General features: G+C 72.9%; 8 protein-coding genes. 2 read left to right on the top strand and 6 right to left on the bottom strand.

The features are described 5' to 3' along the window. Positions 1–6: 6 nt before the first annotated feature. The 5 genes from E9549_RS00670 to E9549_RS00650 all read right to left on the bottom strand — a co-directional run bounded on the left by E9549_RS00670 (position 7) and on the right by E9549_RS00650 (position 9735). Positions 7–1398, bottom strand: coding sequence for a hypothetical protein (locus tag E9549_RS00670; protein WP_236824646.1), 1392 nt, complete (start codon positions 1396–1398; stop codon positions 7–9). A 120-nt stretch (positions 1399–1518) separates the two neighbouring features. Then, positions 1519–4359, bottom strand: a complete 2841-nt coding sequence (glgB, locus tag E9549_RS00665) for a 1,4-alpha-glucan branching protein GlgB (protein ID WP_236824645.1) — start codon at positions 4357–4359, stop codon at positions 1519–1521. Between the two features lie 52 nt (positions 4360–4411). After that, complete coding sequence (locus E9549_RS00660) at positions 4412–5794, bottom strand: phosphotransferase (RefSeq protein ID WP_236824644.1); 1383 nt, start codon at positions 5792–5794, stop codon at positions 4412–4414. Beyond that, a complete protein-coding gene (treS, locus tag E9549_RS00655; protein WP_236824643.1) occupies positions 5791–7608 on the bottom strand; it encodes a maltose alpha-D-glucosyltransferase in 1818 nt (605 codons plus the stop codon). The genes E9549_RS00660 and treS overlap by 4 nt, the downstream gene beginning before the upstream one ends. 93 nt (positions 7609–7701) lie before the next feature. Next, positions 7702–9735, bottom strand: coding sequence for an alpha-1,4-glucan--maltose-1-phosphate maltosyltransferase (locus E9549_RS00650; RefSeq protein WP_236824642.1), 2034 nt, complete (start codon positions 9733–9735; stop codon positions 7702–7704). Positions 9736–9881: 146 nt separating this feature from the next. Between E9549_RS00650 and glgP the strand changes: the two genes are divergently transcribed. Further along, positions 9882–12431: an alpha-glucan family phosphorylase gene (glgP, locus tag E9549_RS00645; protein WP_236824641.1), complete on the top strand. Its 2550-nt coding sequence runs from the start codon at positions 9882–9884 to the stop codon at positions 12429–12431. Between the two features lie 121 nt (positions 12432–12552). Further along, a complete protein-coding gene (locus E9549_RS00640; RefSeq protein WP_236824640.1) occupies positions 12553–13500 on the top strand; it encodes an FHA domain-containing protein in 948 nt (315 codons plus the stop codon). 63 nt (positions 13501–13563) lie between these two features. On the opposite strand, the gene glgX is transcribed toward E9549_RS00640, so the two are convergent. Next, on the bottom strand, positions 13564–15714 hold the full coding sequence (glgX, locus tag E9549_RS00635) for a glycogen debranching protein GlgX (protein ID WP_236824639.1): 2151 nt from the start codon (positions 15712–15714) through the stop codon (positions 13564–13566). Positions 15715–15818 lie beyond the last annotated feature (104 nt).

The raw sequence follows: 15818 nt of genomic DNA, 5'->3' as shown, positions 1-15818 counted from the left end.
CGGGGGTCAGCCGCCGATCCCGCAGGCCTCCCCGCCGTCCAGGAACCCGTTCCGGAAGGCGCCGACCAGCTCGAAGCCCGAGGCGTCGGTCCCCGGGAAGACGTCCTCCTCGACGCCGTACCGCAGCAGGAACTGGACGGCCTCGTCGAGGTCGCCCGGGCTGATCTCCGCCCCGACGACGTCGGCGAACTCGCCGTCGTACCACTGCGCCTGGTACCAGCCGGTGAGGCAGACCGCCGAGCGGATCGCCTCGCCGTCGTCCACCGACAGGCCGGCCTGGTCGCGCACCGCCAGTGCGTAGGGCAGGGCCATGGCGGTGGCGAGCGCGAAGTCCCCGATCTCGTCGTAGGCGGGCACCGCCAGGTCGGCCTCGTCGATGTAGACGGTGCCGTCCTCGGCGCAGTAGCCCAGGTCCCGGCCGTCGAGCCCGTCGCAGCCCGGCGCGCGCCCGGTGAACCCGGCGACCTCCGGTTCGTCGAACTCCCCGCCGAACGCGGCCGGGAAGACCTCGCCCCAGAAGGCCTGCAGCGTGGTGCCGACCCAGTCGACGATGTCGTCGAACGCGGCGTTCCCCTGGTCGAGGTCGTAGGGGGTGAACTCCGCGGCGGTGAACAGCCGGTCCTCGCCGAACGCGTCGCGGCAGGTGTCCAGGCCACGCTCGAACCCGTCGTAGAACGCGGAGACCCGGTCGAAGTAGGAGCCGTGCGCCTCGACGTCGTCGGGGTCGCTGCCCACGTCGTCGCGGAGCAGGAGGTACCCGCGCACCACGTCGTCGAGCTCCGGCTCGCGCAGCGAGACGTGGGTGGCCTGCCCGTCGGCGACCCAGCGCGTCCACGCGCCGGCCAGGCAGTCGGCCTGGGTCTCGTCCAGGATGCTGCGGCCGGACTCGGCGAACCCGAAGCGCCCCTGCATGGCGTGGCCGAACTCGTGCGCCATCACCACGGGCACCAGGAAGCGGCCGTAGTCGTCGGAGAGCTCCTGCAGCAGGGCGCGGTCGTAGGCGATCACGTCGCAGGCGGGGTCGTAGAACGCGTTGCCGGCGACGTCCTCCGGTGCCGTCCAGGAGCCCTGGCAGCCGATCCCCGTCTCCGGGTAGGCGCTCTCGTCGAGGCCCTCGGAGTCGACCGAGAAGTAGCCGCCCCGCAGCGGGGTGAACTCCTCGCCGAAGTGCTCGGGGTAGGCGTCGGTCCAGAAGACGACGAGGTCGGCGAGGGCGTTGCGGGCGAACTGGTCGATCGGTTCGTCGCCCGCCCCGGTGACGGGGAACTCGTCGGCGGGCACGTCGACCGGTCCGCCGTCGGGCGGGGTCGCCTGGCCCCGCACCGCGCCGGTGGCGCAGCCGGTGAGCAGCAGCCCCGCGACGACCGCGGGGGCCACCCGGCGCAGCAGGGATCTCATCGGGGGCGTTCCTCCACGGGCGGGCGGGCGTGCGCCGCACAGCATGCCCGGTGCTCCGGCGGACCGGGCACCACCCCGGCCGCACCGGAGCGGCGCGGTCGGGGTGGGTCGGATCGGGGATCAGCCCTCGTGCAGGAACCAGACGGTGCCCAGCGGCGGGGCGGAGATCGTCGCCGAGTACGGCTGGCCGTGCCAGGGCTCCGGCTCGGCCTCGATGCCGCCGTAGTTGCCGACGCCGGAGCCGCCGTACCCCTCGGCGTCGGTGTTGAGCACCTCGCGCCACTGGCCGGGGCGGGGCAGCCCGATCCGGTACTCGTGGTGCGGGGCGCCGGAGAAGTTGACGACGCAGGCCAGCACCGAGCCCTCCGCGGCCCCGGTCTGCTCCTCACCCTCCGCCGCGGCGGCGGGGGACGCGTTCTGCGGCGCGGCGCCGTAGCGCAGGAAGGACAGCACGTTGCCCGAGGCGTCGTTGGCGTCGATCCACTGGAACCCGGCCGGGTCGACGTCCTGCGACCAGAGGGCGTCGCACTCCTTGTAGCGGCCGTTGAGGTCGGTGACCAGCTGCAGCATGCCGCGGTGCGCGGGGTCGTCGAGGTGCCACCAGTCCAGCGAGCGGCTCTCCGCCCACTCCGAGTCCTGGGCGAACTCCGACCCCATGAACAGCAGCTGCTTGCCCGGGTGGGCCCACATGTAGGCCAGGTAGGCGCGCAGGTTGGCCAGCTGCTGCCACCGGTCCCCGGGCATCTTCCGCAGCATGGAGCCCTTGCCGTACACGACCTCGTCGTGGCTGATCGGCAGGACGTAGTTCTCGCTGTACGCGTAGTGCATCGAGAACGTGAGCTGGCCGTGGTGGTAGCTGCGGTAGATCGGCTCGCGCTCCACGTAGGAGAGCGAGTCGTGCATCCAGCCCATGTTCCACTTGAAGCCGAAGCCCAGGCCGCCCAGGTGGGTGGGCCGGGTGACGCCCGGCCAGGCGGTGGACTCCTCGGCGATCGTCACGACGCCGGGGACCTCGCGGTAGACGGTCGCGTTGAACTCCTGGAGGAAGGCGACCGCCTCCAGGTTCTCCCGCCCGCCGTACTGGTTGGGCACCCACTCGCTGCGGGAGTAGTCCAGGTAGAGCATCGAGGCGACCGCGTCGACGCGGATGCCGTCGACGTGGAACTCCTTGCACCAGTACAGCGCGTTGGCGACGAGGAAGTTGCGGACCTCGGAGCGGCCGAAGTCGAAGACGTAGGTGCCCCAGTCCAGCTGCTCGCCCCGGCGCGGGTCGCCGTGCTCGTAGAGCGAGGTGCCGTCGAAGCGGGCCAGCGCCCACTCGTCCTTGGGGAAGTGGGCGGGCACCCAGTCCACGATGACGCCGATGCCGGCCTGGTGCGCCCGGTCGATCAGGTAGCGCAGGTCGTCCGGGGTGCCGTAGCGGGACGTCGGCGCGTAGTAGGAGGTGACCTGGTAGCCCCAGGAGCCGCCGAACGGGTGCTCCGCGAGCGGCATGAACTCGATGTGGGTGAACCCTGCGTCGCGGACGTAGTCGACGAGCTGGTCGGCCATCTCGCGGTAGGACAGGCCCTGGCGCCACGAACCGGCGTGCACCTCGTAGACGCTCATCGGGCGCTGGTGCCACCCGGCCTCGGCGCGCTGCTCGAGCCAGGCGTCGTCGGCCCACTCGTAGGTGGACTCGGTGACGACGGAGGCGTTCAGCGGCGGCACCTCCGTGGCGAACGCGAGCGGGTCGGCCTTCTCCCGCCACGTGCCGTCGGCGCCCAGGACGTGGTAGCGGTACCGGGTGCCCACCTGCACGCCCGGGACGAAGATCTCCCAGACGCCGGAGGAGCCGAGCATCCGCATGGGGTAGGCGCGGGCCTGCCAGTAGTCGAAGTCGCCGGTGACCTTGACGCCCTGCGCGCTGGGCGCCCAGACGGCGAAGGAGACGCCCTCGACGGTGCCGCGCGGGGTCTCGTAGCGCCGCACGTGCGCGCCGAGCACCTCCCACAGCCGCTCGTGGCGCCCCTCGCGGATGAGGTGCTCGTCGACCGGCCCCAGGGTGGGCAGCCAGCGGAAGGGGTCGTCGACCGTGTGCGTCGTCGTCCCGCCCTGGCCGTCGCCGTAGACGACCTCGATCCGGTAGTCCCCGGGCTGGCGGGGGAGGGTCGCCTCGTAGATGCCGCCCCCGTGCAGCTGCCCGGCCTCGTGGCGGCTGCCGTCCTCGTCGAGGACGGCGACGCTCACCGCGTCGGGGCGCAGCGTGCGCACCGCCCAGCCCTCGGCGGTGCGGTGGGCGCCGAGGATGCGGTGGGGGTCGCGCGACCAGCCCTCGACGATCGCCCGCAGGTCCTCCTCGCCGAACTCCTCGACGCCGGTGTCCCCGGCCGCGCCGGCGGTGGTGCCACCGGCGGGCGCGGCGGCGTCGGCAGGGGAGACGTCGGCGGGGACGACCGGCGCGGCGGGTTCGGCGGAGCCGGCCCGGTCCTCGTCCGGCGCCTGCGGGGTGGGCGGCGTCGCCGGGTCGGGGTCGGGGGCGACCGGCTGGCCGGCCGGGGCGCCGGTACCGTCACCGGGCTCGGCGATCGGCGCCGGCGCGACCACCGGGTTGGCGGTGACCTCGGTGTCCTCGCTGCCGGGCTCCGGGGTGGCCTCGGTGGCGGTGGGTGCGGCGGCGGCCTTCTTGGCCGTGGACCGCTTGGCCGCCGTCGCCCTGGTGCCGGTGGCCGCGTCGGCCGTGGCCGCCTTCTTGGCCGGGGCCGTCTTCTTGGCCGGGGCCGCCTTCTTGGCGGCTGCGGCCTTCTTCGCCGGCGCCGCCTTCTTGGCGGCGGCGCGCTTCGTCGTCTTCTTGGCCGGCTCGGCGTTCACCGGTGGCTCGCTGCCCGCGGCCGCCTCCGCCTGCGCCACCTTCTCCTCCACGGCGCGCTGCAGATCGTCCTTGCCGGCCACGGGGCTGTCGCCTCGGTCGTCGGTCGTCATCGTCTCGCCGTCCTCGTCCGTTCTCGGTGCTCTGGTCCGTCGGTTCGGGGGCTCAGTCGCGGCCGGCGAGCCGGGCGATCGACTGGAGCGGGATCATCAGCCAGTGCGGACGGTTCCTCGCCTCGTAGACGCATTCGTAAACCGCCTTGTCCGCCTCGAACGCCCGGAGGAGTGGTGACTCACCGCAGGGGTCCATGCCGCTGGCCTCGGAGTACCCCGCGCAGAACGCGGCCCGGTTGCGGGCCGCCCACTCCTGGGCGCGGTACTCCCGCTGGGAGTCCTCCGGCAGCTCGACGAGCAGGTGCCGGGCGGCGTAGTCGAAGCTGCGGAGCATCCCGGCGACGTCGCGCAGCGGGCTGTCGAGCTCGCGGCGGGCGGCCAGCGGGCGGGCCGGCTCGCCCTCGAAGTCGAGGATGATCCAGCCCGTGGCGGTGCGCAGCACCTGCCCCAGGTGGAGGTCGCCGTGCACCCGCTGGCGCACCACCGGCTCCGCGCTGCCGGCGACGGCGGCGTACACCTGCCGCAGCGCCTCGGCGTGCTCCCGCAGCTGCGGCACGATCTCCGTGGCGGCGTCCAGCCGGTCCGACATCTGCTGGGCGACGGTAGCCAGCCAGCCGGGCTCGGCCTGCTCGGTGGGCAGGACCTGCGCCAGGTCGGCGTGCACCGAGGCCGTCGCGGCGCCGAGCCGCTCGCTGTCGGCGGCGAAGTCCCCGCCGACCTCGTCGGCGTGCAGGTCGCCCTCGGCGTAGAGGTCCCGGACGCTGGCGGTGGCCAGCCGCCAGCCGTCGCTGGCGTTCGGGACGAAGGTCTGCAGCATGGCGACCGTCGCCGGGTCGCCGCCCTGCGCGTCGTCGATCTCGACGTGGCCCAGCAGCGCGGCGATGTGCGGGTTGTCCGCCCGGCGGAGGGCGTCGTGGATCTCGACGTCGGGGTTGAGCCCCGGCTCCAGCCGGCGGAAGAGCTTCAGGATCGCCTCCTGGCCGTAGACCAGCGAGGTGTTGCTCTGCTCGGTGGAGACGATGTCGCCCGGCAGCCCCTCGGGGATGTCGCCCTCCCCGGCCGGGGTGAAGCGCATCGGCCCGATGGTCGAGCCCTGGGCCAGGTGGATCAGCCACGGCGCGGTGGACTCCCGGTCGCGCATCGCGTCGTAGGCGTAGGTCTCGGTGCCCTCGTTGGACACCGCCCCGACCAGCGCGGTCTCCAGGTCCTCGGCCGGGTGGTCGCGCCAGGACAGCGGCACCAGGTAGGTCTCGACGACGTCGTCGGTGTACCGGATGCGCACGCGGTGCACCGAGAGCACCGGGTTGCCGCGGTCGAGGAAGAACCCGTCCTCGGTGACCTCGGCCCACTCGCGGCCCTTCCCGCCGAACCACCGCTGGTGCGGGATCCAGTCGCGGAAGAGGTCGGTCAGCGCGGTTCGGGGATCGGCGCTCATCGGGGGTCTCCGGACTCGTCGGACGGCTCGTCGGCGGCGCTGACCACGCCCGCGGCCAGCAGGGTGTCGGCCACCGCGCTCGACGTCGCGCTGGCCCAGTCCTCGTGCTCGTCGGGGACCGGTTCGGTCGGCTTGGACAGCTCGAACCAGTAGAAGCCGTGCCCGGCGAGGGTCAGCATGTACGGCAGGACGCCGATCTGGGGGAACTCCACCCGCCCGGTCAGCTCGATCGGCGTGTAGCCCTCGAACTCGCGCAGGTCCAGCTCCACCGGCTGCGGGAAGCGCGAGAGGTTGTTGACGCAGAGCACGATGTCGTCGCCGAACCGGCGGACGAACGACAGCACCGTCGGGTTGCGGGAGCCGACCTCCTCGAACGTGCCCAGCCCGAACGTGGGGTGCTGGCCGCGCACCTGGATCATCCGCCGCACCCACTGCAGCAGCGAGTTGGTGTTGCGCAGCTGCGACTCCACGTTGGTGACCTGGTAGCCGTACACCGGGTCCTGGTTCAGCGGCAGGTACATCCGCTGCGGGTCGGCGGTGGAGAAGCCGCCGTTGCGGTCGGGGGTCCACTGCATCGGGGTCCGGACGCCGTCGCGGTCACCGAGCCAGATGTTGTCGCCCATGCCGATCTCGTCGCCGTAGTAGAGGACCGGGGAGCCCGGGAGCGAGAGCAGCAGCGCGTTGAACAGCTCGAGGGTGTTGACGTCGTTGTCCAGCAGCGGGGCCAGCCGCCGGCGGATGCCGATGTTGGCCTTCATGCGGGGGTCCTTCGCGTACTCGGCCCACATGTAGTCGCGTTCCTCGTCGGTGACCATCTCGAGGGTCAGCTCGTCGTGGTTGCGGAGGAAGACGCCCCACTGGCAGTTGTCGGGGATGTCCGGCGTCTGCGCCATGATCTCCGAGATCGGGAACCGCTGCTCCCGCCGGACGGCCATGAACAGGCGCGGCATCACCGGGAAGTGGAAGGCCATCTGGCACTCGTCGCCGTTCTCGCCGAAGTACTCGACGACGTCGGCGGGCCACTGGTTGGCCTCGCAGAGCAGCACGCGGTCGGGGTAGTCCGCGTCGACGACCTTGCGCACCTCCTTGAGGAACTCGTGGGTGCGCGGCAGGTTCTCGCAGTTGGTGCCCTCCTCCTCGAAGAGGTAGGGCACGGCGTCCAGCCGGAAGCCGTCGATGCCGAGGTCGAGCCAGAAGCGCAGGGCGTCGAGGATCGCCTCGCGCACCTTCGGGTTCTCGAAGTTCAGGTCGGGCTGGTGGGAGAAGAACCGGTGCCAGAAGTACTGCTTGCGCACCGGGTCGAAGGTCCAGTTGGAGCTCTCGGTGTCGACGAAGATGATCCGCGCGTCGGCGTAGCCGCTGTCGTCGTCGGCCCACACGTAGAAGTCGCCGTAGGGGCCCTCGGGGTCGCTGCGGCTGGCCTGGAACCAGGGGTGCTGGTCCGAGGTGTGGTTCATGACGAAGTCGATGATCACGCGCATGCCGCGGGCGTGGGCCTCGTCGAGGAACTCCTTGAAGTCCTCGATGGTGCCGAACTCGGGCAGCACCGCGGTGTAGTCGCTGACGTCGTAGCCGCCGTCCCGCAGCGGGGAGGCGAAGAACGGCGGCAGCCAGAGGCAGTCGACGCCGAGCCACTGCAGGTAGTCCAGCTTGTCGCGCATGCCGCGGAGGTCGCCGACGCCGTCGGCGTTGCTGTCGGCGAAGCCGCGGACGAGGACCTCGTAGAAGACGGCGCGCTTGTACCACTCGGGGTCGGTGCCCGGCGGCGGCAGGGCGGAGTGGCTCGCGGGTGCGTCGGGGACGGGAACGGACATCGGGAGCGGGTTCCCCTCTCGGTGGGAGGACCCCGCCGGCCCACCCTCGCTGGCTCGGGGTGGGACCCGGGACGGGGCCGGAGATCGATCTCGCTAGGCGACGGGCGGGGGGAACTGGACGGAGCGCGGGAAGCTCAGCGCGAAGACGTGCGCCGGCTCCCGGTAGGGGTCGAGCTCCACGTAGTTGAACTGGCCCCAGTCGTACCGGGCGCCGGTCAGCTCGTCGGTGACCCCGAAGCGCTCGTGCCAGTCCAGGCCGAGCGCCGGGAGGTCCAGCGCCGTCGTCCCGATCTGCGTGTCCCGGCTGGACAGGTTCACGACGACCAGGACGGCGTCGTCGGACGCCGGGTCGGTCTTGGAGAAGCAGAGCAGGTTGGGGTTGTCGACCTGGTGGAACCGCAGCGTGCGCAGCTGCTGCAGCGCGGGGTGGGCCCGGCGCACCTCGTTCAGCCGCCGCAGGTAGGGGGCGAGGCTCCGCCCCGAGGCCTCGGCGCCGGCCCAGTCGCGCGGCCGGAGCACGTACTTCTCGCTGTCGAGGTACTCCTCGCTGCCGGGCTTCACGGCCACGTGCTCGAACAGCTCGAAGCCGGAGTAGACGCCCCAGGTCGGGCTCATCATCGAGGCGAGCACGGCGCGGATCTTGAACATCGGCGGGCCGCCGAACTGCAGCGACTCGTGGAGGATGTCCGGGGTGTTCACGAAGAAGTTCGGCCGCATGTAGTGGCTGTTGGACGCCAGCTCCCGGCCGTACTCCTCCAGCTCCTGGCGCCCCGTGCGCCAGGTGAAGTAGGTGTAGGACTGCGTGAAACCGAGCCGGGCGAGCTGGTGCATCATCGCCGGCCGGGTGAACGCCTCGGCGAGGAAGAGCACGTCCGGGTGGCTCTGCTTGACGTCCCAGATCAGCCAGTGCCAGAAGTTGAGCGGCTTGGTGTGCGGGTTGTCGACGCGGAAGATCTTGACCCCGGCGTCGACCCACACCTGGATGACCCGGCGGCACTCGGCGTAGATGCCCTCGGGGTCGTTGTCGAAGTTGACCGGGTAGATGTCCTGGTACTTCTTCGGCGGGTTCTCCGCGTAGGCGATCGTGCCGTCGGGCTTGGTGGTGAACCACTCCGGGTGCTCGGCCACCCACGGGTGGTCCGGCGCGGCCTGCAGCGCGAAGTCCAGCGCCACCTCCATGCCCAGCTCGCGGGTGCGGGCGACGAAGGCCGTGAAGTCGTCCATGGTGCCCAGCTGCGGGTGGACCGCGTCGTGCCCGCCCTCGGCGCTGCCGATCGCCCACGGCGAGCCCACGTCGTCCGGGCCGACCTCGTGCGGGTTGCCGCCGGGGAACTGGCTGGAGTTGGGTCCCTTGCGGTTCACCCTGCCGATCGGGTGGATCGGCGGCAGGTAGACGACGTCGAAGCCCATCTCGGCGACGGCGGGCAGCCGGTCGGCGGCCGTGGTGAAGGTGCCGTGGGTGGGCACCCCGGCCACCACGGGGCCCTCCGACCGCGGGAAGAACTCGTACCAGGAGCCGAACAGCGCCTCCTTGCGGTCCACCCACACCTCGTAGGGCTGCGAGCGGGTGACCAGCTCGCGCACCGGGTGCTCGTGCAGGTAGCGCTGCAGGCCGGCGGCGAGCGCGGGTGCGATGCGGACGGTGAGCTCCTGCGAGGTGTCCCGCAGCGCGGCGGCGGCGGCCTCGACGCGGCCGCGCCAGTCCTCCTCGGCCTCGGCGGCCACCCGGTCGAGCAGCCGGGCGCCCTCCTCGAGGTCGTTGGCCAGCTCGTCGGGGCCCTGCCCCGCCTCGACCTTCACCTCGACGTGGTGCCGCCAGGTGGAGAGAGGGTCGCTCCACGCCTCGACACGGAAGGTCCACAGCCCCTCGCGGTCGGGCACGACGGTGGTCAGCCACCGGTCGGGCTCGGGTGGCAGCTTGGCCATGCGGAGGAAGGGTCCGCCCGCCTCGTCGCCGCCCGGCGGCGTCCAGACGACGTTGGCCGCGACGGCGTCGTGGCCCTCGCGGAAGACGGTGGCCGTGATCGGGACGTGCTCACCGATCACGGCGCGGGCGGAGAAGGACCCGCAGGACACGACGGGGGCGACATCGGTGATGCCGAGGCGGAGATCAGCGCGGCCAGTCATCGCCGACCACGCTACTGAGCTGCCGCCTCACCAGCATCTCGGCGGCCGATCCGGCTCCCGGGGGTCACCCGTCCGGGCTGGGGCGCGCCCCGTGGACGGTGCGCGACGCACCTGCCGGTGGGCCCGGATCTCGTTAGGCTCGCCCGGTGCGAGCACTCCGCCGGTTCACCGTCCGCGCGGCTCTGCCGGAGCCGCTCCTGCCCCTGTCCCAGCTGGTGATGAACCTCCGCTGGTCCTGGCACGCCGAGTCCCGTGATCTCTTCGAGGCGCTGGACCCCGACCTGTGGCGCCGCTGCGGCGGCGACCCGGTCAAGGTGCTCGGCGAGGTCTCGGCCGAGCGGCTGGCCACGCTGGCCAAGGACCGCCGCTTCGTCCGCCGGCTCACCGACGCCGTCGACGACCTGGAGGAGTACCTCAGCACGCCCCGCTGGTACCAGTCGCTGGGCGACGAGGCGCCGCGCAGCATCGCCTACTTCTCCGCCGAGTTCGGCATCACGGAGGTGCTGCCGCAGTACTCCGGTGGGCTCGGCATCCTCGCCGGCGACCACCTCAAGGCGGCCTCGGACCTCGGCGTCCCGCTGATCGGGGTGGGCCTGCTCTACCGGGCCGGCTACTTCAGCCAGGGGCTGTCCGCCGACGGCTGGCAGCTCGAGCACTACCCGTCGCTGGACCCGCACGGCCTGCCGATCAAGCTGGTCCGCCAGGCGGACGGCTCGGCCGTGGTCATCACCGTGCCGCTGCCCGAGGGGCGCACGCTGCACGCCCACGTCTGGCGCGCCCAGGTGGGCCGGGTCTCGCTGCTCCTGCTCGACAGCGACATCGAGGAGAACGCACCCGCCGAGCGGCTGGTCACCGACCGGCTCTACGGCGGCGACGAGGACCACCGCCTGCGGCAGGAGATGCTGCTGGGCATCGGCGGGGTGCGGGCGGTGCGCGCCCACTGCTCCTCGACCGGCACCCCGCAGCCGGAGGTCTTCCACGCCAACGAGGGTCACGCCGGCTTCCAGGGCGTCGAGCGCATCCGCGAGCTCAGCGAGGCGCACGGCCTGAGCTTCGCCGAGGCGCTGCAGGCCGTCCGCGCGGGCACGGTGTTCACGACGCACACCCCGGTGCCGGCGGGCATCGACCGGTTCCCCAAGGCGCTGATCGAGCGCTACTTCGCCGGGTTCGGCGTGCCGATGGACCAGCTGCTGCCGCTGGGCGCGGAGGACGACCCGGCGAAGTTCAACATGGCCCACATGGGGCTGCGCCTGGGGCAGCGGGCCAACGGCGTGAGCCGGCTGCACGGGCACGTCAGCCGGGGCATGTTCAACGACCTGTGGCCCGGCTTCGACGAGGGCGACGTGCCCATCGGCTCGATCACCAACGGGGTGCACGCCCCCACCTGGACCGCGCGCGAGCTGGTCGAGATGGGCACGCAGACCTCCAGCCAGGGCGACCCGGTGGAGGTCGACGGCGAGGTGCACTTCGACGGGGTCGACCGCATCCCGGCCGCCGAGCTGTGGGGCACCCGGCGCATGCTGCGCGCCCGCCTCGTCGACGAGGTGCGCCGGCGCGTCCGGGACACCGCGCTCTCGCGGGGGGCCACCGCGGCCGAGGTCGGCTGGACCGACCAGGTCCTCGACCCCGACGTGCTCACCATCGGCTTCGCCCGGCGGGTGCCCTCCTACAAGCGGCTCACGCTGATGCTGCGCGACCCCGCACGGCTCAAGGCGCTCCTGCTGGACCCCGAGCGACCGGTCCAGCTCGTCATCGCCGGCAAGAGCCACCCGGCCGACGACGGCGGCAAGAAGCTCATCCAGCAGATGGTCGCCTTCGCCGACGACCCGGAGATCCGGCACCGCATCGCCTTCCTGCCGGGCTACGACATCGGCATGGCCCGCTACCTCTACTGGGGCTGCGACGTCTGGCTGAACAACCCGCTGCGCCCGCTGGAGGCGTGCGGCACCTCGGGCATGAAGGCGGCGCTCAACGGCGGGCTGAACCTCTCCATCCGCGACGGGTGGTGGGACGAGTGGTTCGACGGCCAGAACGGCTGGGCGATCCCGACGGCGGACGGCGTCGCCGACCCCGACCGCCGTGACGAGGTCGAGGCCCGGGCGATCTACGACCTGCTCGAGACCCAGGTGCTGCCCCGCTTCTACGAGACCGACCACGACGGCATCCCCGGCCGGTGGGTCGAGATGGTGCGGCACACGCTCCGGGAGACCGGCCCGCGGGTGCTCGCCACCCGCATGGTGCGCGACTACGTCCGCAACCTGTACGTGCCGGCCGCGGGCTCGGCCCGGGCGATGGCGGCCGAGGGGTACGCGCCGGCGCGCACCGAGGCCTCCTGGCGGGCGCACCTGCTGGCCCACTGGCACGACGTCCGGGTTGCGCACGTGGAGGCCACCGGGGGCGGCGACACGCCGGAGATCGGCTCGACCCTGGCCCTGCGCGCGGAGGTGCAGCTGCCCGGGCTGCAGCCCGACGACGTCGAGGTGCAGGCGGCCTACGGCCGGGTCGACGACGCCGACGGCCTGCACGAGGTGACCACGGTGCCGATGAGCCACGAGCAGACCGACGGTTCGCGGCACTGGTTCACCGCCACGCTGCCGCTGGAGCGGACGGGTGCGTTCGGCTACACGGTGCGGGTGCTCCCGCACTCCGAGCACCTGGCCGACCCGGCGGAGCTCGGTGTGGTGAGCACGGCCTGAGGGGAACCAGCGGGCACTCGGGCCACGCCGGTCACAGTGACCTCGTGTGACGTCGTCGCGCCCCGGCGTGGCGGTGGCCCGCGGCCAGCCAGAACGCTCGCGCATCACTAGGCTGGACGCCATGCCCGACCGCTGTGAAGTCCTCCCCGGAGATGCCGTCGTCGCTCGCCGTGGCGGCGGCCTGCTGTGGGTCGACGCTCCCGGCTCGCCCGCCCTCGTGTCGGCCCTGCACGCCTGCCTGGGCGTGTCGGGTCCCGGGGCCGACCGCGTGCTGGCCGCCGTGGCCGGTGAGGTGAGCTCCCTGGCCTCCGGTGGCGCCTCGTTCGCCCTCGTCCTCGCCTCCGACTCCGGCACCGGCGTCGCGCTGTGGGCGGGCAAGGGCCAGCCGGCCGTCGACGGCGTCCCGGTCACCGGCTCGTCGATCGACGGGGGCAGCCTCGCCACCGGCTTCTCGCTGGGCCAGTCGCTGTACGTCGGCCCCGGCCAGTCCGCCCCGCGCACCCCGCCGGGGGTGAGCTACGACCTGGTCGAGGGCACCGTGCCCGGCGGCGGGGCCACGCTGCACCTGGCCGGGACGGCGGCCGCCGCCCCCGCCGCGGCCCCGGCGCAGTCGTTCTCGGCGAGCACGGACTCCGGTTTCGGCGCCGGCCGCGGTGCCGCCGCGGCCGCGGACCGGCCCGAGTCGGGCGAGCAGACCGCCTTCTGGCGGCCCGAGGCGAACGAGGCCGCGCCGATCCTGCGGTTCGACGACGGCATGGTCGTCACGATCGACGAGGACCTGGTGCTCGGGCGGCGTCCCGACAACCACGAGATGGTCTCCAGCGGCTCGGCCCGCGCGGTGCCGATCGCCGACACCCAGAACGTGCTCTCCTCGGCCCACGCGGCGCTGACCCGCAACGGCCGCGAGGTCTCGCTGGTCGACCTGGGCTCGCTCAACGGCACCCACGTCGCCGGCCCCGAGGCCACCGAGTGGACCCAGCTCGAGCCGGGGGTGGCCCACCCGCTCTCCGACGGCGACCGCCTGCTGCTCGGCTGGACCGTCATCACCTTCGAGCAGCCGCAGGACTGACGTCCACGACGTGCGCTGAGGCCGGGCCCCGACCGGGGAACCCGGCCTCGGCGCACTCCGTCGTCAGGGGCGGCGCTCGACCCGCAGCAGCCAGACGCACCGGCCGGGCAGCTGCACCGGCCCCGGCGGCAGGAAGGTGAGCGCCGGCGGCGTGCCGCGGGCGTACTCCGTCGAGAGCACCAGCTCGTAGCCGTCGGCCCACGGCGGGCCGGGCAGCTCGACGGTCACCGGGTCGGGCCCCGCGTGCAGCTGCACCAGGTAGGAGTCGTCGACCACCGGGTGGCCGTGCTCGTCGCGGTGCCGGATGCCGCGACCGTCCAGGTACATGCCGATCGTCTGCAGCCCGGTGTCGAACCAGTCCCCGGTGGTCAGCTGACCGCCGCCGGGGGCGAACCAGGCCAGGTCGCGCGTGCCGCCGGTGCCCGCCAGCTCGTGGCCCTCGAAGAACGCCTCCTGCCGCAGCACGGGCGCGCCGCGGCGCAGCCGGACCAGCCGGGTGACGAAGGCCAGCAGGTCCTCGTCGGCGGCCGCCCAGTCCAGCCAGGAGATCTCGTTGTCCTGGCAGTAGGCGTTGTTGTTGCCGCCCTGCGTGCGGCCCAGCTCGTCACCGGCGGTGAGCATCGGCACCCCGGTGGAGAGCAGCAGCGTGGTGAGCATGTTCCGCACCTGGCGGGCCCGCAACGCCGTCACCCCGGGGTCGTCGGTGGGGCCCTCGACGCCGCAGTTCCAGTTCCGGTTGTGGCTCTCGCCGTCCCGGTTCTCCTCGCCGTTGGCCTCGTTGCGCTTGTGCTCGTAGGTGACCAGGTCGGCCATGGGGAAGCCGTCGTGCGCCGTCACGAAGTTGATCGAGGCGAACGGCCGCCGCCCGTCGGAGCGGTAGAGGTCCGACGAGCCGGTCAGCCGGTAGGCGAGGTCGCGCACGCCCACGTGCGCGCCCGCCCAGACGTCGCGCACGGTGTCGCGGTACCTGCCGTTCCACTCGGTCCACGGCGGCGGGAAGTTGCCCACCTGGTAGCCGCCGGGGCCGACGTCCCACGGCTCGGCGATCAGCTTCACCTGGCTGACCACCGGGTCCTGGTGGACGACGTCGAAGAAGGCCGAGAGCCGGTCGACGTCGTGCATCGACCGGGCCAGCGCCGAGGCGAGGTCGAAGCGGAAGCCGTCGACGTGCATCTCGGTGACCCAGTAGCGCAGCGAGTCCATGAGCAGCCCCAGGACGGCCGGGCGGCGCACGTCGAGGGTGTTCCCGCAGCCGGTGTAGTCGGTGTAGCGGGCGGGGTTGCCGCCGTCGAGCCGGTAGTAGCCGGGGTTGTCGATGCCCTTGAACGACAGCGTCGGCCCGGTGTGGTCGCCCTCGGCCGTGTGGTTGTAGACGACGTCGAGGAGCACCTCGATCCCGGCGGCGTGCAGTTCCTTCACCATCGTCTTGAACTCGGTGACCTGCTGGCCGCCGCTGCCCGAGGCGCTGTAGGCCGCGTGCGGCGCGAAGTAGCCCAGGGTGTTGTAGCCCCAGTAGTTGGTCAGCCCGCGGCGCAGCAGGTGCGGCTCGCTGACGAAGTGGTGCACCGGCAGCAGCTCCACCGCCGTCACCCCGAGCGACAGCAGGTGCTCGACGAACGCCGGGTGCGCGAGGCCGGCGTAGGTGCCGCGCAGGTGCGGCGGCACGTCGGGGTGCCGGGCGGTGGCGCCCTTGACGTGCACCTCGTAGATGACGGTGTCCGACCAGGAGCGCCGCAGCGGGCGGTCGCCGTCCCAGGGGAAGGGGTCGTGGACGACGACGCCGCGCGGCACGTGGGGCGCGGAGTCCTGGTCGTCGGCGACGGGGGAGTCGGGGTGGTCGAAGGGGTGCCCGAAGAGCGCGGGGTGCAGCCGCAGCTCGCCGTCGACCGCCCGCGCGTAGGGGTCGAGGAGCAGCTTGGCGGGGTTGTAGCGGGAACCGGAGGCCGGGTCGTAGCCGCCGTGCACGCGGTACCCGTAGCGCTGCCCCGGGCCGACGCCCGGCAGCCGGCCGTGCCACACCTGGTGGGTCGTCTCCTCCAGGCGGTGCCGGTGCTCGGTGCCGTCGGGGTCGAACAGGCACAGGTCCACGGCGGAGGCGCCGGCCGACCACAGCGCGAAGTTCGTCCCGCGGCCGTCCCACACCGCCCCGAGGGGGGCCGGTGCGCCGGGCAGCACGTCGGGGACCAGGTGTCCGGCCGCTGGGTGTTCGGTCACCGGACGATCGTGCCTGGTCCGTGCCCGGAGCGGGCGCACCGACCGGCGCGGGGGGTTGGTTGGATGGGGGGCGTGCCGAATGCTGACGCCCTCGCGGGGGCGGT

Source organism: Blastococcus sp. MG754426 (genome assembly GCF_021699055.1).
GTDB lineage: Bacteria > Actinomycetota > Actinomycetes > Mycobacteriales > Geodermatophilaceae > Blastococcus.
Note: the sequence above shows the minus strand (reverse complement) of the source record. Positions and strands in the feature narration are given on the sequence as shown.